The sequence below is a fragment of the Microcoleus sp. A6-C6 genome (genome assembly GCF_036705955.1).
GTDB lineage: Bacteria > Cyanobacteriota > Cyanobacteriia > Cyanobacteriales > Microcoleaceae > Microcoleus.
Genome location: NZ_JAUBVR010000001.1, coordinates 260,535 through 283,524, shown reverse-complemented (window position 1 = coordinate 283,524; position 22,990 = coordinate 260,535). Strand labels below are relative to the sequence as shown.

Annotated in this window: 16 protein-coding genes; 12 read left to right on the top strand and 4 right to left on the bottom strand. The window is 44.5% G+C overall.

Annotated features, from left to right (window positions below; genetic code table 11):
• The first annotated feature begins 50 nt into the window (after nucleotides 1–50).
• Genes QUB52_RS01255 through QUB52_RS01245 form a run of 3 tightly spaced genes read left to right on the top strand, consistent with a single transcriptional unit; the run spans nucleotide 51 to nucleotide 1,067 of the window.
• Nucleotides 51–443: a hypothetical protein gene (locus QUB52_RS01255; protein WP_332972076.1), complete on the top strand. Its 393-nt coding sequence runs from the start codon at nucleotides 51–53 to the stop codon at nucleotides 441–443.
• Nucleotides 444–492: 49 nt separating this feature from the next.
• The gene (locus QUB52_RS01250) at nucleotides 493–723 is read left to right on the top strand and encodes a hypothetical protein (RefSeq protein WP_332976091.1); all 231 of its coding nucleotides are present in this window, start codon (nucleotides 493–495) and stop codon (nucleotides 721–723) included.
• The gene (locus QUB52_RS01245) at nucleotides 720–1,067 is read left to right on the top strand and encodes a type II toxin-antitoxin system PemK/MazF family toxin (protein WP_332972078.1); all 348 of its coding nucleotides are present in this window, start codon (nucleotides 720–722) and stop codon (nucleotides 1,065–1,067) included. Before QUB52_RS01250 ends, QUB52_RS01245 begins: the two co-directional genes overlap by 4 nt.
• A gap of 110 nt (nucleotides 1,068–1,177) precedes the next feature.
• Here the strand turns inward: QUB52_RS01245 and QUB52_RS01240 are convergent, their stop codons facing one another.
• Complete coding sequence (locus tag QUB52_RS01240; RefSeq protein ID WP_332972079.1) at nucleotides 1,178–3,760, bottom strand: PhoD-like phosphatase; 2,583 nt, start codon at nucleotides 3,758–3,760, stop codon at nucleotides 1,178–1,180.
• Between the two features lie 279 nt (nucleotides 3,761–4,039).
• Here QUB52_RS01240 and QUB52_RS01235 point away from each other — a divergent pair, with 279 nt between their 5' ends.
• Nucleotides 4,040–6,187, top strand: coding sequence for a CBS domain-containing protein (locus tag QUB52_RS01235; RefSeq protein WP_332972080.1), 2,148 nt, complete (start codon nucleotides 4,040–4,042; stop codon nucleotides 6,185–6,187).
• A gap of 86 nt (nucleotides 6,188–6,273) precedes the next feature.
• On the opposite strand, the gene QUB52_RS01230 is transcribed toward QUB52_RS01235, so the two are convergent.
• Nucleotides 6,274–6,432 (bottom strand): hypothetical protein, encoded by a 159-nt coding sequence (locus QUB52_RS01230; RefSeq protein ID WP_265237964.1) that lies wholly within the window; start codon nucleotides 6,430–6,432, stop codon nucleotides 6,274–6,276.
• A gap of 668 nt (nucleotides 6,433–7,100) precedes the next feature.
• On the opposite strand from QUB52_RS01230, the gene bchL reads away from it, so the two are divergent.
• From bchL to QUB52_RS01200, 6 genes are all read left to right on the top strand, one after another.
• Entirely contained in the window at nucleotides 7,101–7,967 is an 867-nt protein-coding gene (gene bchL, locus QUB52_RS01225; protein ID WP_265237962.1) for a ferredoxin:protochlorophyllide reductase (ATP-dependent) iron-sulfur ATP-binding protein, read from the top strand.
• Between the two features lie 34 nt (nucleotides 7,968–8,001).
• The gene (locus tag QUB52_RS01220; protein WP_265237950.1) at nucleotides 8,002–9,372 is read left to right on the top strand and encodes a DUF5331 domain-containing protein; all 1,371 of its coding nucleotides are present in this window, start codon (nucleotides 8,002–8,004) and stop codon (nucleotides 9,370–9,372) included.
• 203 nt (nucleotides 9,373–9,575) lie between these two features.
• Nucleotides 9,576–9,767 (top strand): hypothetical protein, encoded by a 192-nt coding sequence (locus QUB52_RS01215; RefSeq protein WP_332972081.1) that lies wholly within the window; start codon nucleotides 9,576–9,578, stop codon nucleotides 9,765–9,767.
• 82 nt (nucleotides 9,768–9,849) lie between these two features.
• Nucleotides 9,850–11,259 carry a ferredoxin:protochlorophyllide reductase (ATP-dependent) subunit N gene (locus tag QUB52_RS01210; protein ID WP_332972082.1) on the top strand — a complete coding sequence of 470 codons (1,410 nt, stop codon included), beginning with the start codon at nucleotides 9,850–9,852 and terminating at the stop codon, nucleotides 11,257–11,259.
• Between the two features lie 84 nt (nucleotides 11,260–11,343).
• Entirely contained in the window at nucleotides 11,344–11,613 is a 270-nt protein-coding gene (locus tag QUB52_RS01205; RefSeq protein WP_265237944.1) for a type II toxin-antitoxin system HicA family toxin, read from the top strand.
• The gene (locus tag QUB52_RS01200) at nucleotides 11,585–11,953 is read left to right on the top strand and encodes a type II toxin-antitoxin system HicB family antitoxin (protein WP_265237942.1); all 369 of its coding nucleotides are present in this window, start codon (nucleotides 11,585–11,587) and stop codon (nucleotides 11,951–11,953) included. The genes QUB52_RS01205 and QUB52_RS01200 overlap by 29 nt, the downstream gene beginning before the upstream one ends.
• A gap of 149 nt (nucleotides 11,954–12,102) precedes the next feature.
• On the opposite strand, the gene QUB52_RS01195 is transcribed toward QUB52_RS01200, so the two are convergent.
• Entirely contained in the window at nucleotides 12,103–12,951 is an 849-nt protein-coding gene (locus QUB52_RS01195; protein ID WP_332970572.1) for a hypothetical protein, read from the bottom strand.
• Between the two features lie 215 nt (nucleotides 12,952–13,166).
• Here QUB52_RS01195 and QUB52_RS01190 point away from each other — a divergent pair, with 215 nt between their 5' ends.
• The gene (locus tag QUB52_RS01190; protein WP_332972083.1) at nucleotides 13,167–14,222 is read left to right on the top strand and encodes a hypothetical protein; all 1,056 of its coding nucleotides are present in this window, start codon (nucleotides 13,167–13,169) and stop codon (nucleotides 14,220–14,222) included.
• 940 nt (nucleotides 14,223–15,162) lie between these two features.
• Complete coding sequence (locus QUB52_RS01185; RefSeq protein WP_332972084.1) at nucleotides 15,163–16,347, top strand: response regulator; 1,185 nt, start codon at nucleotides 15,163–15,165, stop codon at nucleotides 16,345–16,347.
• A 41-nt stretch (nucleotides 16,348–16,388) separates the two neighbouring features.
• Here the strand turns inward: QUB52_RS01185 and QUB52_RS01180 are convergent, their stop codons facing one another.
• Nucleotides 16,389–22,910 (bottom strand): AAA family ATPase, encoded by a 6,522-nt coding sequence (locus tag QUB52_RS01180; protein WP_332972085.1) that lies wholly within the window; start codon nucleotides 22,908–22,910, stop codon nucleotides 16,389–16,391.
• Nucleotides 22,911–22,990: the final 80 nt, after the last annotated feature.

Sequence of the window (22,990 nt, the reverse complement as noted above, 5' to 3'; positions counted from 1 at the left end):
GAAATGGGCGATGATTTTTTGGGGTAGGTTCAACAGTTGACAGTTGACAGTTGACAGTTGACAGTTGCAGCAATCAAAACGTTTTTGCCCAAATCTACGGTTTTTTTTGGGGAATGTGCGATCGGGCGATCGGGCGATCGGGCGATCGGGCGATCGGGCTTAGAAAAGTTGATATCATTAGCACCCGGCGGTTGAAACCGCGGCTAGACAAACGAAGTCCACCTCCGTGGACTAAGAAAAATTATCTTCAACCCACGGAGGTGGGTTTTGCCTGTGTAGACGCGGTTTCAACCGCCGTCTCTTCTTTGTTCGTAAAAAACCCGGTTTCTGGAGTCCCGCCACCCAACAAAGAAACCGGGTTTTTGCCCAAATCTATGGGTTGTAACGAAGTATTTCGGAAAAAACCCGGTTTCTGGGGCCACGCGATCGACTTTTTTGGTTAATGTGCGATCCGGCTATAATACAGAAAACTTGACAACAAAAATGACTGTCATGAAAGAGTTAATCCAACAAGACTTAGAAAAGCTCGATCGAGAACAACTCAAACAAGTATTTGAATTTATTGCCTTTCTGAAATTCCGTGCCAGATTAGTTACCATTCCAGCGATCGATGAAACCAACTTAGCGGCACTATACAGCGAATTTGCCCAAGAAGACAGACAACTTGCAGAACTCGGAATCAGCGAATATGCAGAACTTCTCAAACATGAGGATTTGGCATGACAACCAGACGAGGTGAAATCTGGATTGCCAACTTCGATCCGACACAAGGTTCCGAACAGGCTGGTGTACGTCCCACAATTGTTTTTCAGAACGATACTATTTCCAGGTACACGACTACTATTATCAGTATTCCCCTCACAACTAATCTGCGCCGTGCCTCTCTTCCTTCCTGCGTTTTGATTCCCGGCGGTGAGGGAGGATTAGCTCAAGATTCTGTTGCATTGTGCCATCAAATGCGAGTGTTGGATAAAACAAGACTGCGAAATAAAATTGGTGAACTTAATCCAGAGATACTGCTACATTTAGAAAATATCGTATTATTTACCTTGGGTTACTTACCTTAAAAAAGAGCGATCTACTCTTCAACCTGCGGAGGCAGGTTTTGCTTGTGTAGACGCGGTTTCAACCGCCGTTTTAACCTCAACCGCCGTTTCAACCGCCGACAAACACCACATCAATCAACCGCCGTCTCATCCAATCCTAGCGGCACAAAATACTGACTATAAACCACACTACCAGGCTCCCAAAGAGGCCGCCAATAAACATTCTGGATCACCGCTTTCTCCCCATCACCCTCAGCCGGCCACTGAAAACTGACGATCGCAATATTACTATATCCCACAATCTCATCACCCTCTTGCAGCCAGCGATTGCGCCACAACAGCGCTATAAAATTCCACAACCTATGCAGCCGCGACAATTGTTTATTTGTGTGCGTTCTAGTTGACAATTCACCATTTTCATGATGCAAAAACACTCTAGCTTTTTGTCGTTTCATCCAGTCAATTCGATAGCCCCAATCAGGAAAAGATTGCTTATTCCTCACAGCAGCAGCCACAGCTTTCTTTCTGCCACTTCTCGAAATCTTCACCAACTCCAACGGCTCATTCCATCCCAAATATTCGTGCGAGCGCTCTGGAAACACCGACTTAATCTTAGTATGAATTACATGAGTTTTCCATTCCTCATTAATCAAAGCACTAGCCGTTAACTGCGCCAACACAGAATGTTTTCTATCTGTGATTTGAGATTTTAGATCCAACTCAGATGCAGGGGAAAAACGCTCAAAATCCGGGCGAAAAATGCCAAAATGTTTATCAGACCAATAACTCAGCCGCACAGCAGCAGCATAGTGAATATCCCCAGTCAAAACAATCACCCGATCGCGCTGCTTAAAAAACTCCGACAACAGCTTCACAAAAGCCAATTTATTAAAATTCCAAGCATCTCCCGCATCACTATTAAAAACCTTTCCCTGTTTCAAATCCAACTTTTGCACCGCATCAATAATCCACAAACCCACCAAATTAGTCGGCAAAATCACCAGCGTCGCCTCAATCTCAAACTCCCCAGTTTTATTCAACAAATCAGTCTCCCGCAAAGGCCGCTGAATTTGCTCCTCAAAAGCCTTGTGAGTCAAAAGCATCGGCGGATCGATCGCACTTTCCACCGGATACCCCCGCCAAGTCCGCGTATCTAGCACAATCACCTCATGCTTAAAACTTCTCACAGTAAAATGCCAATCCAAAACCTCACTGACACCATCGCCATCCCGATCCAAAATCAAAACATCATCATCTAACTTTAGCTTCGGCAAACCAGTCTCAATATCAACCCCCGGAATCCCCAAATACGAACCCGCCTCCTCCCAAACAGCAACATCATTCCCCGCCGAATCCGACCACTTTTGGGCGGCCTTTAATAACTTAGATCCGACACTTTCGCGATCGAACTGTGCGGGCGTATTTCCCCAACCCTGAAACACAGCATAAGCCAACAAAGCATTCTGCACCACCCGGCGGCCAAGCGGCTTACCCAGCACCCGGTAACACCACTCCCGATTCAAATAGAAATCATCGCTAACATCATGATCGTCACAAATCATGTAAGTCGGAATATTAGCCAGCGCCCGCCTCACCCTCCACAAATTGCCCGCAAAACCCCCAAGTTCAGAAACTTCTCTATCCCAGACTTTTGCCCCCTTAGAATCTTTACAAATATCCTTACCCTTCGGAAAATTATCGCACCAAAGTACAGGCGACCAAACTAACAAATACATTGCGCAATATTCCCCCAAACCGAACAAATGACTTTTCGCGTTATCCGGTTTATTCACCAACATCGCCGTAAAGCCGCCAAAATCTCTAGCAATATCGCTGCGAGTCCCCGGCTTTAACTCAATTGGCTTTTTGTAGTCAGACTCAGCCTTAGATTGTTTCGGAATAGGCGACTCTCTAAAAATTTCTCTTTTTTGGCCAGCTACGTTTTCGTTTTCCGAATTTTTAGGTATACTGATACACAAATTCTTTTTAATTTGGGCATCATTCATCAGGGGCAAATTTTCTTCCCAGCCCAAAAGTGTATCGCCAGCATCAGTCAAAGCCCACAGCATCGGATCTGCAACGTCATCGCCGTAAATTTGGTCGCCTGTTAAAAACAGTTGGTGGGGACGGAAATTGGCCATTCCTGCAAATTGTGCGATCGAATTATCCAAGATTGGCAGCGCATCTCTGCCGTCTCCTTGGGGCTTGCGACAAGAACCGTGAACGATACGCAAATAGTTTAAATCCTGCGGTGGCAGGGCAAAAGTCGGCAACCCGTGAGGGAAATAACCGATCGTCTCCGGCGAGGAAACTGACAAATTAGGGGAGGCTGGCCACAAGCAAGAAAGGAGATTTTCTTTCTCATTTTCTGGAACTGCAACCTCCGAGGGCGAATCAGGACTCGCAGCAAACTCTATGTCATAAGCATAAATTTGTCCGTATGTCAAGGCTTTACTTTCGATCGGTTTAGCCGTCACGGCCACTACGTGCAGGTATTTGCCGATCGCCACGGTAGATCTCGTACCTTGGAGCAAGGGCGCACCGACAATTTCGCCGGTGCCGCCTTCAGTCGAATAAACTTTGAGTTCGACTTCGCGGGGTGCTTTCAGAGCCAGCCAAACTGTCACCGCCCCTGTTTCAGTCCGGCGCAAAATCGGGCCTGCCAGGATGAGCGGCAAGTGATGAATTCGATGACTTAATGGTGTCCACGACATAGGATTTAAACAAATAAAAATTTAATCAGAGGTTTTCTAGCAATCAGATTTGAGGCGATCGATCTCCTGTCAGTCAATTTTCCATTTTCTATTTTCTATTTACTCCACAGATCGATCGCCAGAGTCCGAACATCAGTCTAAAAATTTGAGGCTTTCCACCACAGCCAGGGGGAAGCTTGTATCTGTTTATCGGCCGGGTAAACCGCTTAATTAATGCTAATTCTGCCAACCCGTGCCCGCAAAATTGTAACAATTCATTAAGAAAGATTAATAATCACCATGCTACAAGAAGAACATTTACAGCATTTCCTAGATTCAGTCCCGCAACAAGTAATTAAACCATCAGAATCCCCTGTAGAGCGCAACAGCCCACCGATCTACTTGTCACCTTTAGATCGATCGATCGATCGCCACCCGCTCACAGTGGCTCCAGAAACGCCGATCGCCCAAGTGTTAGCTATCATGAACCCGATGCGCGTTTCGTGTCAGCTTTGTAGCGAAAAACAAAAAGTTCTTCCGGGCCCGACAAAGCGCAGTTGCGTCATAGTCGTGGAGGACGATCGCCCGATCGGCATTTTTACAGAACGGGATATTGTTAAGCTAACTACCGTGGCAGCTTGTGCGATCGGACTGACGATTGGTGATGTAATGACTCGATCGCTAATTACCCTCAAACAATCCGAGTCTCAAGATATTTTCACAGCGATGTTCACGTTGCGCCAGCACCAGATCCGGCACTTGCCCGTAGTCGATGAGAACTCGCGACTGATCGGCATCATCACCCGCGAAGCCATTCACGAAGCCCTGCAACCGGTTAACTTAGTAACCAATTTGCGCTGTGCAGCAGATGTAATGACGCAGGAAGTGATTTGTGCCCCAAAAACTGCCTCAGCCATCGATTTGGCCAAGCTCATGGTCAAGCATCAAGTCAGTTACATCGTGATTATCGAAGAGCAAATTCAGCATCCACAGCGGGCGGCAGCTACAGAAAATTACCAAATACCGATCGGCATTGTCACCGAGCGGGACATCGTGCAATTTCACGCCCTCGAATTAAATTTCTCGCAAATATCCATTGCCGAGACGATGAGTGCGCCTTTATTTTGCATATCTCCCGCCGATTCGCTGTTTCGGGCGCACCAGTCCATGCAGCGGTACGGAGTCCGCCGTTTGGTAGTAGTTGGCATTCAGGGAGAACTTTTGGGTGTTGTCTCTCAAACAAGTTTGCCCCAAGTTTTTAACCAATCTGAAATGTACGGGACGATCGAGCTTTTGCAACAAGCAGTAGACGATAGAGCCACCCAATTACAGAAAACCAACGAAATTTTGCAACAAGAAATTTTAGAGCGCCAGCGCGCCCAAGAAGCCCTGCGCCAAGCTCACGACGACTTAAAACAACAAGTAGAAGAGCGCACTGCTCAACTTTTAGAATCAAATGAATTATTAAGACGGGATATTATCAAGCGCCAGCGAGTCGAAGAAGTGCTGCGGACAAAGCAAAGCTGCTTAAAAAATCAAGCGCAGCAATTAGAGGAAACTGTGCGGAAGTTGCAGCAAACTCAAAGTCAATTAGTCCACACCGAAAAAATGTCTTCTTTGGGACAAATGATTGCCGGTATCGCTCACGAGATCAACAATCCGGTTAATTTTATCTACGGCAATCTGTCCCACACCAGTCATTACATCAAAGAATTGATTCAACTCTTGGAACTTTACCAGCAGCATTATCCCGAACCAGTCTCGGAAATTCGGGAAGCAGCAGCAGATATGGAAATCGATTTTTTGGTGGAAGACTTATCTAAAATCCTGTCTTCTATGCAAGTAGGAACCGATCGCATTCGCCAAATAGTTTTGTCGATGCGTAACTTTTCGCGATCGGATCAATCTAACATCAAATTCGTGGACATTCACGAGGGAATCGATAGCACTTTGTTGATTTTGCAGCACCGACTCAAAGCTCAAGGCGCACATCCAGGTATTCAAATTATTAAGGAATACGGCGATTTGCCCCCCGTCGAGTGCTGTGCCGGTCAGATCAATCAAGTGTTTATGAATATTCTCGGCAATGGTATTGATGCTTTGGATGAAACAATCCAGAATAGCCAATTGGCAAAGGGAAATGGGGAAAATCTACTATTGACTCTTCCGGCTATTACAATTCGCACTGAAGTTGTTGATGATTTTGTGGCGATCCGCATTTCCGACAACGGCGGGGGCATACCGGATGAGATTCGCCGCCAATTATTCGATCCGTTTTTTACCACCAAACCAGTCGGTAAGGGCACTGGGCTGGGACTGTCTATTTCCTACCACTTAGTTGTGGAAAAGCACGGGGGGCGGCTCGACTGCGTTTCGGAAGTTGGACTGGGGACTGAATTTGCGATCGAAATTCCGATCGCCAGAAGTCAGTTGGCAGTTGACAGTTAGCAGTTGACAGTTAGCAGTTGACAGTTGGCGGTTGGCAGTTGGCAGTTGACAGTTGGCGGTTGGCGGTTGGCAGTTGGCGGTTGTCATTAATTAATCAAAAACAACTGAAAACTGACCACTAACAACTGAAAACTGTATTTCGCGATCGCACTTGCGCCCTCAGAAACCCGGTTTGTTAGTAATTTCTCGTTACCCAACGCAAAACTCGCAGAAACCGTATTTCTAGCCACCGATGTGTAATCCATAAACAGACAACTACCCACTGTCCACTGCCCACTGCCCACTGCCCACTGCCCACTGCCCACTGTCCACTGCCCACTGCCCACTGACAACTGTCCGTCAATTCCTAAAAATTAACAATTTTTTACACAAAACTCAAAACCGCAGCAAAATCACCTGTAACAGCCGAAAGCTAAGAGCACTTTGCCATCTCCAGGCCCAATTAATCGAACTCACTCTCCGGTTTTGCTCATCCAACAGGACCTTTATGCCCCTTCCAGTTAGCCACACAAGTCATCAACTGCCTGCATCCTAGCCCCAAAGCCCAAAGCCCAGATTGTTTGAGAAGTTAATTTTTGTTTTATTTTTGTACCTCTTTATATTAAGAAAGTATTCTAAAAATGATTTAAAAGATAAAAAGATTATAAAAATAGATTGGTAAATCAAAAAAGAAGCTAAGATTCCCAAAGATGCAAAATAAACAAAATTACTAGCATTTTCATTTGGAGGCCCCCTTTCATTTCCTCGCAAGTTAGCTAATAATGCTTTCAAAGAGGTGACGTAGGGCCTGCTCCCAACTTGACAGTAAGAGCATTGCAGTTGAGCTCCGTTGAGCTCCGTTGGTCGATCGCAAAATCAAAGCGTGAAACCCCAGCCCTGATAGTTTTGATAGAAACCTATAGGAGAACAAACAGTGAAACTCGCAGTTTACGGAAAAGGTGGAATTGGCAAATCGACAACAAGCTGCAACATCTCCGTTGCCCTAGCCAAACGCGGCAAGAAAGTTTTGCAAATCGGTTGCGATCCAAAGCACGACAGCACATTTACCCTCACAGGCTTTTTAATCCCCACAATTATTGACACCCTTCAGGAAAAGGACTATCACTACGAAGACGTTTGGCCCGAAGATGTCATCTACAAAGGCTACGGCGGCGTTGACTGCGTAGAAGCAGGCGGCCCACCCGCAGGAGCTGGTTGCGGCGGCTACGTAGTCGGAGAGACCGTTAAACTGCTCAAAGAACTCAATGCCTTCGAGGAATACGACATCATCCTGTTCGACGTGCTCGGCGACGTAGTGTGCGGCGGTTTTGCAGCCCCCTTGAACTACGCCGACTACTGCATGATTGTTACCGACAACGGGTTCGACGCATTATTTGCCGCCAACCGCATCGCCGCCTCAGTCCGCGAAAAAGCCCGCACTCACCCGTTGCGCCTCGCCGGTTTAATTGGCAACCGCACCTCCAAGCGCGATTTGATCGACAAGTACATCGACACCGTACCAATGCCTGTGCTGGAAGTGCTGCCGCTGATTGAAGACATTCGTGTTTCTCGCGTCAAAGGCAAAACTTTATTTGAGATGGCCGAGAGCGATCCCTCCCTCAACTACGTCTGCGATTACTACCTCAACATCGCCGACCAAATCTTGGCAATGCCCGAAGGAGTAGTGCCGAATGATACGCCCGATCGCGAATTATTCTCGTTGCTGTCAGATTTTTATCTAAATCCTGTTCAACCAGTGGTCAAGAAGGAGGAAGATGAGCTAGACCTGATGATGGTTTAATAGGTCTAGCGATCAGGATGAGGATAAAGAGGTTATGGCTTTTTTTGATACTTTTTCAGTTGGTCTCAAACAGAAGTGGTTGGACTATTACCAGGTGAATCGAGCTTGGCTGCTCCTGCACATGACGGCTGACAACACGGTCGCCACACCCGACGGCGGGAAAAGGCCTGTTTCTTACCTCATCCTGGGAATTGCGGCTGCCCTGGAGCCGGAACTCCAGCAATTAATGCTGCCCTTCTCAAGACTAAAGCCGGATGCAGACAGCCTGATCGAAGTGTTGGGGCTAAATTTTGACCCAGACATAGCGTTGGGTATGCCCTCAACTACCGCGCCACAGACGGCCGGTCAATCTCCAATTGTCACAGCAACTTCTGCGACAACCGCTGCACCCGCAGCCACTCAAACAGCAACTTCTGCGACAACCGCTGCACCCGCAGCCACTCAAACAGCAACTTCTGCACCCGCAGTCGCGATCGAGCAAGCTGCACCCGCTGATGCCCCCAAGTCTAATAAATTAGGTGGTGCGGCCTTGGCAGCAGCCGGAGTAGTCGCCGGAGTCGCTGGAGTCGCAGGTCTCGCAGCAGCCTCAGCACTGAGTTCGGAGGAGGAATCCTTCGAGGATGACGAGGAAGAAGCTGTCTCCGACTTCGACATGGAAGATGACGAGGCAGAATCTATCTCCGACTTCGACATGGAAGATGACGAGGAAGAAGTTATCTCCGACTTCGACATGGACGACGATGAGGAAGAATCTGTCTCCGACTTCGACATGGACGACGATGAGGAAGAAGCCTCGGCTTTGGACGGTCTCGACCTCGGCGACGATGAGGAAGATGCCATATCTGACTTCGATATGGGCGATGACGAGGAAGATGAAGCCTTGGCTTTGGGCGGTCTCGACCTCGATGACGAGGAAGATGAAGCCTTGGCTTTGGGCGGTCTCGACCTCGATGACGAGGAAGATGAAGCCTCGGCTTTGGGCGGTCTCGACCTCGATGACGAGGAAGATGAAGCCTCGGTTTTGGGCGGTCTCGACCTCGATGACGAGGAAGATGAAGCCTCAGAATTTGGGACTTTGACCTCTGGGGATCTCGAAGCGGAGATATCAGATCCGTTTGGTGAAGAAGATGCAGATTTTGTCGCCGAAGCAATACCTGATCCGTTTGGGGCAGCTACCTCAGATGATCTGGATCTGGATCTGGATCTGGGCGACTTGGACGAAGACGGTCTTGACGATTTCTCTGTATCTGATGACGATGATCTTGACGATCTCGGACTTGACGATTTAGGGGAAGCAACTACCGGAGATCCTGATGAAGATGATTTAGATGCTCTAGGTCTCGGCGATTTGGATTCCGATGATGACGATGAAGAAATTTCGGGTTTTTTGTCTGATTTTAAGTAAAGTTGCGATCGCCAAAGTATATCTTAGCCTTGACGTTTTCCGCTCTATTTGTGAGTTGTGAGTTGCGAGTTGTTAATTTTTAATTAACTCGAACTCACAACTATCAAATGGCTTTTTATCTCTAGATTTGAACAATACTAAATTGCTGCTGTGAGGGATTACAGCCCCTCGCACAGAATTTTTTACCTTGAATTTTGGATGCTGTGGCTGCTGCAAAAATATTCAGTTTGCTGCATCTATTTTTCAGAATAATTACGCCAAAACCAGTATTTCTATTATTGTTCGCTGCAAAAGCGCTAAGTAGAAGGAAGAAGGAAAAAGGAAGAAGGAAGAAGACATACACAGCCAGCTTTTTAGCGAGCCGTATTTTACCTTTAATTAGGTGGATTTACTGATTCGCAAAAAACAAATATTTGCTCGATCGGGCGCAAGTCCAGTTCGATCCAAAAAACAATTTAAAGGGAGAACACTTGAAATATGACTGCTATTACTACTACCGAACCCGAAGCTTTAAACTTTGAATGCGAAACAGGCAATTATCACACATTTTGTCCGATTAGCTGCGTAGCTTGGCTTTATCAAAAAATTGAAGACAGCTTTTTCTTGGTCATCGGTACCAAGACTTGCGGCTATTTCTTGCAAAACGCAATGGGCGTGATGATTTTTGCTGAGCCCCGCTATGCGATGGCTGAGTTGGAAGAAGGCGATATTTCCGCTCAATTAAACGATTATGATGAGTTGAAGCGGCTGTGTTTGCAGATAAAGCGCGATCGTAACCCCAGTGTAATCGTCTGGATCGGCACCTGCACCACCGAAATCATCAAAATGGACTTGGAAGGCTTAGCACCGAAGCTGGAAGCAGAAATCGGCATCCCCATCGTCACAGCCCGCGCTAACGGCTTAGATTACGCTTTCACCCAAGGAGAAGACACCGTTTTAGCAGCAATGGCCGCCAAATGTCCTGAGAAAGCCCCCGTCATGGAATCTCAGAAACAAGAAAGAAACGCCATCTCTCAACTGCTGAACTTCGGCAAGAAAAAAGAGGAAGTTGATGCAGATGAATCCGAATATGTCAAGCACACGCCGCTGGTACTTTTCGGTTCTTTGCCCGACCCAGTTGTGACTCAGCTAACCTTAGAATTGAAGAAGCAAGGAATCAAAGTTTCCGGTTGGCTTCCTTCCAAGCGCTACACTGAATTGCCAGTTTTGGAAGAAGGCTATTATGTATCTGGCATGAATCCGTTCTTGTCCCGTACGGCTTCTACGTTGATGCGCCGTCGTAAGTGTAAGCTAATTGGTGCTCCATTCCCGATCGGCCCAGACGGAACTCGCGCTTGGATTGAGAAGATTTGCTCGGTTTTGGGAATCGAACCCAAAGGTTTAGACGAAAGAGAAGCGCAAATCTGGGCAGGTTTGGAAGATTACCTACAAATAATTCGTGGCAAATCAGTCTTCTTTATGGGCGACAATTTGCTAGAAATTTCCCTAGCACGTTTCTTGATTCGCTGTGGCATGACTTGCCCGGAAATCGGCATTCCTTACATGGACAAGCGCTATCAAGCAGCCGAGTTAGCGCTGTTAGAAAAAACTTGTCACGAGATGGGAGTTCCCACACCTCGGATTGTCGAAAAACCAGACAATTACAATCAGTTGCAGCGGATTTACGCGCAGAATATTGACTTGGTGATTACTGGTATGGCTCACGCTAATCCTTTGGAAGCGCGGGGAATTAATACTAAGTGGTCTGTTGAGTTTACTTTTGCTCAGATTCACGGCTTTGGTAATGCGCGGGATATTTTGGAGTTGGTGACTCGTCCGTTGCGCCGGAATAATTCGCTGAAGGATTTGGGTTGGGGTAATTTGGTGAAGAATGAGGCGAAGGTTTAGTTTTTGAATTACACCTGATTCATAGCGAGGGTGGGCAATGCCCGCCCTTTTTTATTAGAATAGTACAAGCATCCGTATAAAGTAATGGGCAAGTTAGGCAAACTGGTAGAACAATTTTTAGCAAATCCACCTGAAGTGCGGTTTGACGATGTGTGCTATATCCTAACTGCTTTTGGATTTGAAGAAAAGCGATCGAAAGGAAGTCACCATTCTTTCCGAAATGCCGATGGATTAAAGATTACAGTCCCTAAAAAGGGCGGTCAAAAGGTAAAAGGAATATACGTAAAGCAAATTGTTGCGCTATTACAACTGGAGGAATGGAGCAATGAATCAGAAGATACAATTGAGGAATAAATCTTTAGACTATTACTTGAACCTGAGATATGCCATAAGTTTTTACCCAGATTCAGAAGGAGGTTATACGGCGCTCATAAAAGACCTTCCGGGTTGTATGTCTGTGGGGGAAACTTTGTCAGAAGCGATGGAGAACATTGAGGAAGCTAGGGAATTGTGGATAGAGACGGCTTATGAGTGTGGCGATGAGATTCCTTTACCTGCAACAGAGATTGAAGATAGCGGAAGTTTATCATTGGAAATCCCTAAATCTCTGCGCCGGAGTTTAGCAGACAATGCTGAAACTGCTGGAGTTAGTATGGAACAATATATTTTGGCTTTGTTGAGTAAGGCTGGCTAAAATATAAAATATAAAATATAATCCTATCAGGACGATCGCGTTTGAGGGATGCTTAAAGGGCGATCGCTCTTTGATTTTTTTGTCAACCGCTGATAAAGGCAGATTAACGCAGATGAACGCGGATGAAAAGTGCGATCGTACTTTTACAATCAATTTACAATTACGCCAAATTTTAATAACATTCTAGGTAAATAATCATCCAAATTCTTGATATGTTCATCTGTTAACTCAATCAGGTTGAGTTCGTACTTCTGATATAGTTCTTGCTTTACTTGCTTGCGCGCCGCATACTCCGGGTTGTTCTCATATCCCCAGTATTCAATATACACCTTTCCCCCAGGAATATAAAAGTCACAGTAAGCTTCTTCCTCTATGGGTAGTCGGCGTTCATAGGCATGAACTAGCTCCGCCATATAGAGCCAATTATCAATCAAAACTTCAGCTTTAGACCGCACAAAATGACCGTCGGTTGTTCGATGCTGTGCACTCGCCCGAAACTTCTCGCGGAACCCTAGCTTTGTGTTGACTTCTGTTTTGCTCTGTTCTGAATTTTCACCTTTAAGACTCTCAATAGTCACCAGAAAAACTTGATTTGTCAGTATAGATTCTGGCCAAAGCACATAAGGAGTGTTGTCTTGAGGGTGAATTTTTTGCACCGCCCCAAAACCAATCCCCCGCTTAGTTGCTACCCAGCCGTTGCGCTCTTTGTTTACTAATCCTAACTCTGCTAAAATTGGGTTGACTTTGTGCTTTGATATTTCTAGTTTATCGCTGATGCTGGTAGCGGACAGAAGTGAGGGAGAAGAGGGTTGTTGGGGTTTAGGTTTGGGCGCTGACACCGGTTGAGCGTTGTTAGCTTTCCAATGTTCGTAGCATAATTTGTGACCGGGTTTTGAAACTGCTTGATTGCATCCGGGCGCGGTGCAGGTTTCTGCTGATAGGGAAGATAAAGCTTGATTTATGGCTGCTAGCTTGCGGAGAAAAGGATCTGAAGTCATATTCACAGCTTGAAATATATTCAAAAATAGTACCACTTTAATTTCTATGCAGTCAAGAATTAAAAACTGGCGATTTTATGTCGGATAACTGCGATCGCGCGCGCTTTCCCCTCCACTATTCCAGAATCCCAGGCCAGACACCTGTAAGGTCGATCGCCCAAAACGTCGCCTATAATCAAAACTAGCCCCCCATTCTCATTACTTGCAGAACCGCCATGAGTCAAGACAAGCAAAAAATCAGCTATTCAGAAAAAACAGAACGCCTCAAAGTCATCACCCAGTTTATCAAAACCGTGACACCGATGATTTGGACGATCGTCATTCTAGTAGTCATTATTCCCCTACTAGGCAACTTTCTCATATCCCAGTCGCTAACCAATACTGCAACCACAGCAGTTGTAGTCTCGCCGCCCCACGACTTCAGCAAAGTCAACCAAGACATTAAAAACGCCATCCAAACAGCCAATATAACCTCCGAGGCTTTCGCATCAAAAGAATTAGACAAATGGGAAACCGAAGTAGTAGCACGATTAGACAACAGCTTTCTCGATTGGTACTTCGATTACTTCAATCAAAAAAAGATGGAGTTTACAGTACCTTTCAACTTCGTCAAATCAGCCGTACTCAACCGATTTGACATGACAGCAGCATCTCATGCTGTTTCCGAAAAATTAACCGAAGACTTCCAAAGAGAATTTGCTAACCGCGTCCTGCTACCCAAAAATGCTCAACTCAGATTCCAATTAATAACTCAAGATACTGCTAATTTGTACATATCCGAAGTGAGCAAAAATGTAAAAGTAGTTCAAAACAATTATAACATACCTCAAGTACAATGGGACAAATATCTAAACGATATTGCCACCACAATTAGCGACAAAGGAAACGTCTCAAACTTATCATTAAAAGCATTAGTTGGCGGCAGCGGTTACTTAATTGCTAAACCTTTAATATTAGGAGTAGCAGCCAAAGTCGGCAGCAAAGTTACAGCAAAAGTAGCCAGCAAAGCCGCCGCCAAATTAGCCACAAAAACAGGCGGTACAGTTGCTAGTCAGTTAGGAGTAGGTTTAATCGATCCGATTGTTGGTATCGGGATTATCATCTGGGATTTGTGGGATTACAATCACACAGTCAAAGTGGAAAGACCAATTTTGCGGGAACACATTGTAGAATACTTGAAAGATGTCAAAAAGTCACTACTCACAAATCCTGAAACCGGAATCATGGCAGCAATTTATCAGTTAGAAAGCGGGATTTTGAAGTCACTTTAATCATTTATAGCACTTGAAAAGTATCAGTCCAATACGCAGAACCTCTCTATGTTGCGCCTTCTGGCCTAGCGTCAAAGGAAACCAGTCCTTGCTGCTCTCGATCGGCGTAGACTTCTATATTCTCAACTCTAGGCGTTGCTGAATTAAGGTCAGTCCTGGACTAAATTGTCACACTTTAATCGGATTGTAGAGTGCCTCACTGTTGGATTTAGTACGAAAAACTAGGGTTTTCTCCGACGGGACACCCTACTAATTAGACCTCTTGCAAAAGTCCTTTTAATCAAATTTTGGAACGGGCTCTCCGGCCCATTCCACAAGAAATTTTTTTTTGTGGGATGGGCCGGAGAGCCCGTCCTAGCTATTTTTGCAAGAGGTCTATTGTGCTACTTTCTCAACACTTCGGACAGTTTTTGATTGCCAAGCGTAAAATAAGCATTTCAGCGCGATTCGGCAAGTTCGCTGCTTTCGGGAAAATCAAGGGTTTTAAGCTACGACATAAAAACTGTGCGGACTATTGTTTATATAAAAACTACCGGGACTTACGCATCGATCCCCCCAACACCCTTTTTAAGCAGGGTTAGGGGCGATCGGGATTTGAGGCATTTCGTGCGTAAGTCCTGAACTACGTTATATGGCAGAGGTTCCTTGAACCGTCACTAGCCAGCTAGCGTGCGGTTTAAAGAATGCAGCGCAGGGAACCTGTTTTTTCCTAAACCGTAACTGGGGATAGGGGGGTTCGCCCCAGGTTCAAAGTACGGCACTAAGTAACTTACAATAAATCAGTTGACTAGGTAAACAAAATTACACCAATCCTGCCGATCGCCCAAAAGCAGACAAGTGGGTTCTTTTCCCTTCGGCCCTCTGCTAGGAGCCTTCTACCTTCTATTATACTTACCAGGGTGCAACAATCAAAAACATTACTTGATACAGTGAGTGGCATATGACTTTTGAAGAAGCCCTGGAATTCGTAGAAACTGCCTTGGAGTCCAAGGGGAGTAAACCGTTAAGTTTGCTAGAGAAGGAAATTTTAAAAGCTTGTTGGGAAAACGCAACCTACGGTGCAGTTGCTGACAGCTTGTACCTGAGCGTAGGACATATCAAAGATTTAGCTTCTCTCCTGTGGCAGCGTCTTTCAGACGCAATGGGAGAAAAAGTTAATAAGAATAACTTCCGCCCTCTGCTAGAAAAGCAAAGCGGCGCAACTGCGATGGTCGGCGCAAAAGGTAAAGAAGCGCCGATCGCCCCCGCTGACACAGGAGAAAGTGACGTTAATCCAAGCGAAACTCCCAAAGGCAATATCTTAATTGTTGACGACCTGATTGAAAACCTGCAATTCTTAACAAAAGTATTGAACAAACAGGGTTATAAAGTTCGCAGCGTCACTAACGGTAAGATGGCATTAAGAACCATCCACAATAACCCTCCCGATGTCATTTTACTCGATATTAAAATGCCAGAAATGAATGGCTATGAAGTCTGCGAAGTTCTAAAAGCCAATGAAGCTACCTCAGAACTTCCGGTGATTTTCTTAAGTGCGTTAGATGAACTTTTAGATAAAGTAAAAGCCTTTCAAGTAGGCGGAGTTGATTATATCACCAAACCATTTCAACCAGAAGAACTCATCGCTCGGATTCAAACTCAACTAACTATCCAACAACAAAAACACCAGTTAAGGAAACAAATCGAAGCACATCAACAAACCGCAGAAATTCTCTACCAATCTCGCACTTTACTTGCCAGTTTATTAAATACTTCCAAAGATGGAATTGCCGCCGTGCAAGCGGTGAGAGAGCCGATAACCCAAGAAATTCACGATTTTCGCTGTTTGGTGGTTAATCCCGTCTTTGCCAATTTATTTGGTCAAAAGCGAGAAAACCTCATGGGTACAACCATCCTGAAAAAAATGTTCAATCAACTTACTCCCACACTGTTTGATTCACTTGTACAGATAGTTGAGACAGGAGAACCGATCGAACAAGAATTTTATTGGGAAAAATATGACGATCAAATATTGTATTATTTGAGTGCCGTAAAATTTGGAGATGGTTGTTCGATTACTGTCCGCGATATCACAATGTTTAAACTACTTGAATTTAAAGTAAAGATGGAAGCACATTTAGAATAATCTCATCAACCAGGTTTTGCGGATTAACTGGGTTTCTGTAATCATTGCTCCATCAATGGTTCGGTCAAATCCAGAACTTTTTCAAACTGAAACGTTTTAACCCAATCCCTAAGAGTCTGAAGTTCCAGCACGTAGGATGAGGGAATTTTATCCAACAATCTAGATACTAATTCCGAGTCCGCTTCAAGAGCGGCTTCATGCAATTTTATCATCCATTCCCTTGACATTGCTGCTAGCAAAATTGTGAAATTCACAGGTTCTCCAGCCCGATTGTATGGGCGATAATTTAACTCAGACGACTCATAAACATAACTGACTCCCAGATGTTTAGCCATGATCTCAAAAATAGTCTTTTCTTGGAATGGTTTTCGCACAAAGTCATCGCAACCGATCGATAAAATCCTCGTCTTTTCTTCTTCCAAAGCGCTAGCAGTAATGGCAATCACAGCAGTAGCTTGACCTTTAGTGGTAGCTTTAATCCGTTGAGTTGCTTCATAACCGTCCATAATCGGCATTCGCATATCCATCCAGATCAGATGCGGTGAGTATGAATTCCAAATTTCAATCGCATCTTGACCGTTATTCGCTTCTTGCACTTCAAAACCAATGGCAGTAATGATTTTAACTAACAGTTTTCGATTGTAATCGCGATCGTCAACAACTAGGATTCGATAGTTGGGTTGGTGGGGAGCTAGGGATATGACGCGACGACTTTGGGCTTGGTTTTGAATTACTAGAGCATCAGCAATACCCACAGAAATGTCAAATTTAAATGTTGTGCCAGAATTTGATATATCTGTTATTTCGTCGTAGAAATCCTGGAGAGGCATTCCAGAGGTAAAAGCTTTGCCGCGACTGATCACGGTGATTTCACCCCCCATCAAGCGGACAAATTGACGGCTAATGGTTAACCCCAATCCTGTTCCTTGCTGCATTCGCTCACCCGATGCTGTTTGTACGAAGGGTTGAAATAGCTTCTCCAGTTCGTCCGCCGCCATACCAACTCCGGTGTCTTGTACTTCAAAATTGATGGTCATTTGTCCTTTGTCATTTCTGATTTGTGTTGTTTCTTGACCAACAATTGCTAATGACGGATGACTGATGACGGATATCTGCACTGACACGCTTCCAGAAGATGTAAATTTAATCGCATTATTGATTAAATTAATTAGGACTTGCCGCAGCTTAACTGCATCGGTGCAAATATATTTAGGGACATCAGCAGCACAGTCAAATTCTAGCTTCAAGCCTTGAGCTTTGGCTGTCAAGGAAAACATATTTTCGACATCAGCCAATAAGTGATGGAGATTGAAGTTAGTTTCGTTTTTAGCCATGCGTCCAGCTTCGATTTTGGAGAGGTCGAGCACTTGATTAATTAGAGTTAACAAATGATCTCCACTGCGATGAATGATGTTGAGGTGATCTTTTTGTTCGGTTAAGAGATTTGGGTCATGGTTCATGAGTTGGGAAAAGCCGAGAATGGCGTTCAGGGGAGTTCGCAATTCGTGGCTCATGTTGGCAAGAAAGGTGCTTTTGGCGATGTTGGCAGATTCAGCCACTAATGCGGCCCGTTCCAGTTCTTTTTCTACAAGTTGACGTTGCGTAGCTGCCGCCACGGCATCGCTAATTTCCTGTTCTAAGCGAACATTTTCGATCAGAGCTTTTTGGGCCTGCTGGCGATCGCTAATATCTTGAAAGGCTACGATCGCATACTCGACAGCACCGGTCTCATCGAAAATCGGCGTACTGGTTGATTCTATGGGAACAATCCGCTCAGTTTGGTGCAGTTCCAAGTCATCCGCCCAAGCTGTTTCACCGTCGAGCGATCGCACCACAGGTAGCTGTTCCACAGGGTAGATCTCCCCAGTACCAGCCCGATAAATGCCATAGGTATCTGAAAGTTGCTCGGTTTCGGCTGGGAGTAACTCTTGAATGTTGAGTAACTGCTGTGCAATTTGATTGGTGTAGATGATTTGTCCTTTTGCGTCGTGAATGGATATGCCAACTGGAATGGCATTGAGGAATTTATTCAGACGATTTTGCGTCGATTGTACTTGGGCATAGAGTCTAGCATTCGTAATGGCGATCGCTGCTTGTGTCGAGAGCATTTGAATCACCTCCAGGCGATCGGGCGTAAAAACACCATCAGCTAGATTATTTTCCAGGTACACAATCCCAATCAGTTTACCCTGATTGAGCAAAGGAGCACAAAGGATAGACTTGGGCTGATATTTTTGGATATAAGCATCTTGAGAAAATCTGCCATTACCAGCGACATCAGTTTCAATCAGTCCTTCCTGAGTCCTTTCCACATAGTTAATCATCGACAAAGGCAAGCAACTTTCTATAGAAATCGATTGCAACAGCATCACCCGATTTGAATTAGCATCACCCGACGCCTCGACCCTCATTTGTCCAAGACACTCTAACATTAGATAGCCCGTTTGTGCGCCAGAGCTTTCCAGTAAGATTCTCATCAAAGTCGTCAGGAGTTTATCAAGCTCAATTTCACTGGCAATTGCCCCAGATGCTTTCATCAGTGCTGCCAAATCCAGGACTTCACCAGAAATACTACCAGACGTATTAGACAAGCTGTTGCGCGAATCTATGGACGTATTGGCTTTCGTAAAACGCTTTAATAGTTTCGGATACTGTCGTTCTAAATCTTTCACTTTAGCGGTTGCACCCCAACGTAAATAACAGTAGTAAGCATTTGTGAGATAGGCTTCGGCAACTTGCTCTTTGCCCCAACCGATATAGAATTTGGCAGCCAGTTCAGTAGCCAAAGCTTCTTCGTTGAGATACTCATGTTCTTTGGCTAAATTAATAGCGCGATCGTAGCACTCAATCGCCTGAGCATTTTCACCCAAAACTCGATGTTGCTCTGCTTCCACTAGATATAATTTATGGAGGTGAGTCATCGGAGCAGACTGCGCCCATTTTTTGAGTTTTTTTCGGTTAGCTTTCACCTTTTCGAGGATGAGTTTTTGTTCGGATTTTGGTGCATCAGAATAAATAGCAAGATGGACTAAAGAATGGTAGAAATGGTAGAGAGGAATCGTTCCTACAGCACTATCGCTATATTTCTCTGCTGACTTAGCATTGGACAGAGCTTGTTCATAATCTTGAAAAAGATAGCAGAGAACTAACTTGTGAAAATAGAGGGAGCGACAAATATTTTCAGCATTAGCCTCTAGATGCAGAGGTAACATTTTTGTTTCATCATAGCTTTCACCGATTAAAAGGCAGCTATCTTCAGATTGCCCCATTAAGTTCAATACAACCTGTCGATTAAGTTGGTTATAGTAATATGATGTTTCGAGCTTTAGTTGGCCCAGAGCATTACTATACATTGCCATCTCTCCCTCGACTGTTGCCAATTCCTTACCCAATACATAGGAATGGTAACAGTATACGCAAGCTGAATAAGCTGCATATTCTAAGTCTCCAGTTTCTAAAGCGAGCGAGTAAGCATCCCGCAAAGGATTCAAGGTTTCTCTAAGATGTTCTTTCCAGTGCTTGATAAAGTAATTAACCATAAAAATTATCCGAGCTTGGAATTTTTTGTCATTAAACTTATCGACCAGCTTAAGAGCCAGTTGACCAAATTGATAGCCAGCCTCAATGTCTCCTACAGCTTCCCCAGAAAGAATGAGTCCGTAAGCAGCATAGGCATAGGAAGACACAGAAGTATTTCCATATTTGATTGATAAATTAACTTGTTTTAACACAATCAGCCCAAGCAATTCAGGCGCTGCCAAATAGGCAGAAGAGGCTACACGCGATAGGATACTCATAGTTGCTAGCTTATCATGGTCAATCATTGCTGGTAGGTCGATTAAGTCCTCAATGCGTTTCCCCAGCAAGCTTAACTTTGTCCTCACCAGTTCAAGTAAAATATCTAATTTATTCGGGTTTTTGGGAAAATTAATTCCCAACAGCTTCAATATGGAAAATGCCGTTTGGATGGCTTCCAGAGGTTTATTTTGTGCTGTATAGGCTTGGATTTTGACTTCATAGACTTTCACTTTGTCAAGCAACGAAGTAGCTTGTTGCAGCACAAGGGAAGCCAATTTCTCCATTTCCTCAAAGTTGCCTCGCGAACTAGCTACCTCGGCTGCTTCTACATAGAGTGCCAAGGTTAACTCATACTGACGAAGCCAGCTATCTGCACTGAGGCAATCCCTAGCAATTCTTAAGTAATTCCATGCGGGTTCCCAGGCGGCTGATGCCTTCGCTTTTTTGGCAGCAATAAGATTTAATTGAGCGAGTTTATCTCTTTCTAACTGAACGTCTATTGCTGCAATACCGAAGTTGAGTTGATTGACAATATCAAAAATCTTTTGTTGGAGTACCTGTGGTGGCGTATTTTTCAACAAAAGTTGTCCGACTTTCCAGTGAACGGCTTGCTTCTCGTCTGGAGGAATTAGGGAATAGGCCGCTTGCTGAATGCGGTTATGAGCAAATTTATAAGTAATTTTTAATTCATGCTCTTCTCGGTCTGTTTGAATAAACTTGTAGTCATCACCGACGGGTAAGATCAATCCCGCTTCAATGGCATCCCATAATTTATTAGCCGTTTGTTTTTGAGAAGTTTCATTAATGATTGAAAGTGTTGCCAAATCAAATTGGTTGCCAATACAAGCCGCTAACCGTATTTTCTTTTGTGCTGATTGTGATAAGGTTTGAATTTTTCCGGTCATCAATTCAACAACATTATCAGTGATGTTTCTAGTTTGAATCTGTTCTAAATCCCAAGACCAAGCTCTAGCCTCTCTATCAAATTTCAGGAATTGCTCTGTATAAAGTGACTTCAGAAATTCTTTGACAAAAAAGGGATTACCCTGTGTTTTCCCCCAAACCAACTCAGCTAATCTTTGGGTATGGACGCACTGACTCTTCAGCGTATCCGCAATGAATTCATTAACCTGGTTTAAATTTAAGGGTGAAAGGGAGATATTATTAACTACTACTCCCTGCTTTTTGATCTCCGATAAAGTCAACATGACAGGATGAGTTGCACTGACTTCGTTATCTCGATAAGCTCCAATCAAAAACAGATATTGAGTATTAGTATTGGTCATTATAAGCTGGAGCAATTGCAGCGTGGCGCTGTCTGTCCATTGAAGGTCGTCTAGAAATAGGACGAGGGGATGCTCTTTTTGACAAAAGACTTGGAGCAACTTTTGGAAAACTAAATTAAACCGAATTTGTGCTTCTGTTGGAGGTAATTCGGGGACGGGATGCTGTTTGCCAATAATCAGTTCTAGTTCTGGAATGACATCAATAATAATTTGACCGTTGTCTCCTAATGCACGTTGAATATTCTGTCGCCAATGTTGTAACTGAGGTGCGGTTTCGGTGAGCAATTGCCGAATTAATTCTTGGAAGGCAGCAACCAATGCCTGATAGGGAATATCGCGGTGAAGCTGGTCAAATTTGCCTGCAATAAAGTATCCGCGTTTTTGAGTAATGAGCTTATAGAGTTCCTGGGCTAAAGCTGATTTCCCGATGCCAGAGTATCCAGAAATTAGCATGAGTTCAGTTTGTCTTTGTAGGGGTGGGTTTTGTTCCTGAGTTGTCGTTGGGTTACTAAGGTTATGTGCTAAGCCCGCCCCTACTCGCTCAAAGGCGGTTAATAAGGACTCAATCTGCGGTTCTCTCCCGTACAGTTTTTGAGGAATTTGTAATTGATGACAAATATCTTGGCATCCCAAAGTAAACCTTTGGATTGCACCGTTTGTATATTGAGTAAGACAAGTTTCTAAATCTGCCTTGATTCCCCAAGCACTATTATATCGTTGTTCCGCCGTTTTTGCCATTAATTTCATGACAATTTGTGAGACGCTTAAAGGAATTTTTGGATTGACTTCATGAGGAGGTATCGGTTGTTTGGCAATATGGCAATGGACTAACTCAAGTGCATCAAGTGATTCAAAAGGGAGTTGCTTGGTTAGCAATTCGTAGAAGGTGACACCGAGAGCATAAAAATCTGTGCGATAGTCCAGCGAGCGATTCATCCTGCCTGTTTGTTCGGGAGACATATAAGCCAATGTCCCTTCTAGAACATTGGGACTTTTGAGGCTGGTATTCTCTTGGGGTAGAAGGGTAGATAAGCCAAAGTCAATGATTTTTAATTGTCCGGTTTGAGGATTTAAGACAATATTAGATGGATTGATATCTTTGTGAATGACCTTGTTTTGATGCACTTTGTCTAACGCATCTGCAATTTGGATGGCAATGTGGAGAAACTCTGCTAAAGTAAAGGAACGAATGTCGCGCAGGATTTTTAAGGACTCTCCTCCAAAATCCTCTAACAACATGACTTGTGTGTTCTGGTATTGCCGCATTTCGTAGGCTTTAATGGTTTCCTCTAAATTGAGACGGCGAGTGATTTCGTATTCCTGTTGATAGCGGGAGAGTTCGGCAGGCGTGGGATAATCTTCTTTGAGTAGTTTCAAAATTAAAGGTTGCTGATTTTTTTTGAGGATGCCTCTGTATATCAGGGAATTAGCACTTTCGTAGATTTGGTTGATAATTGTGATATCTGGCAGTGAAATCATGTTGAGAATTACTGCTGCCTAAAAAAAATCAGCAGTATTCAATTATAGCAAGGGCTTTGGTGGGTTATGGGATACGCTAG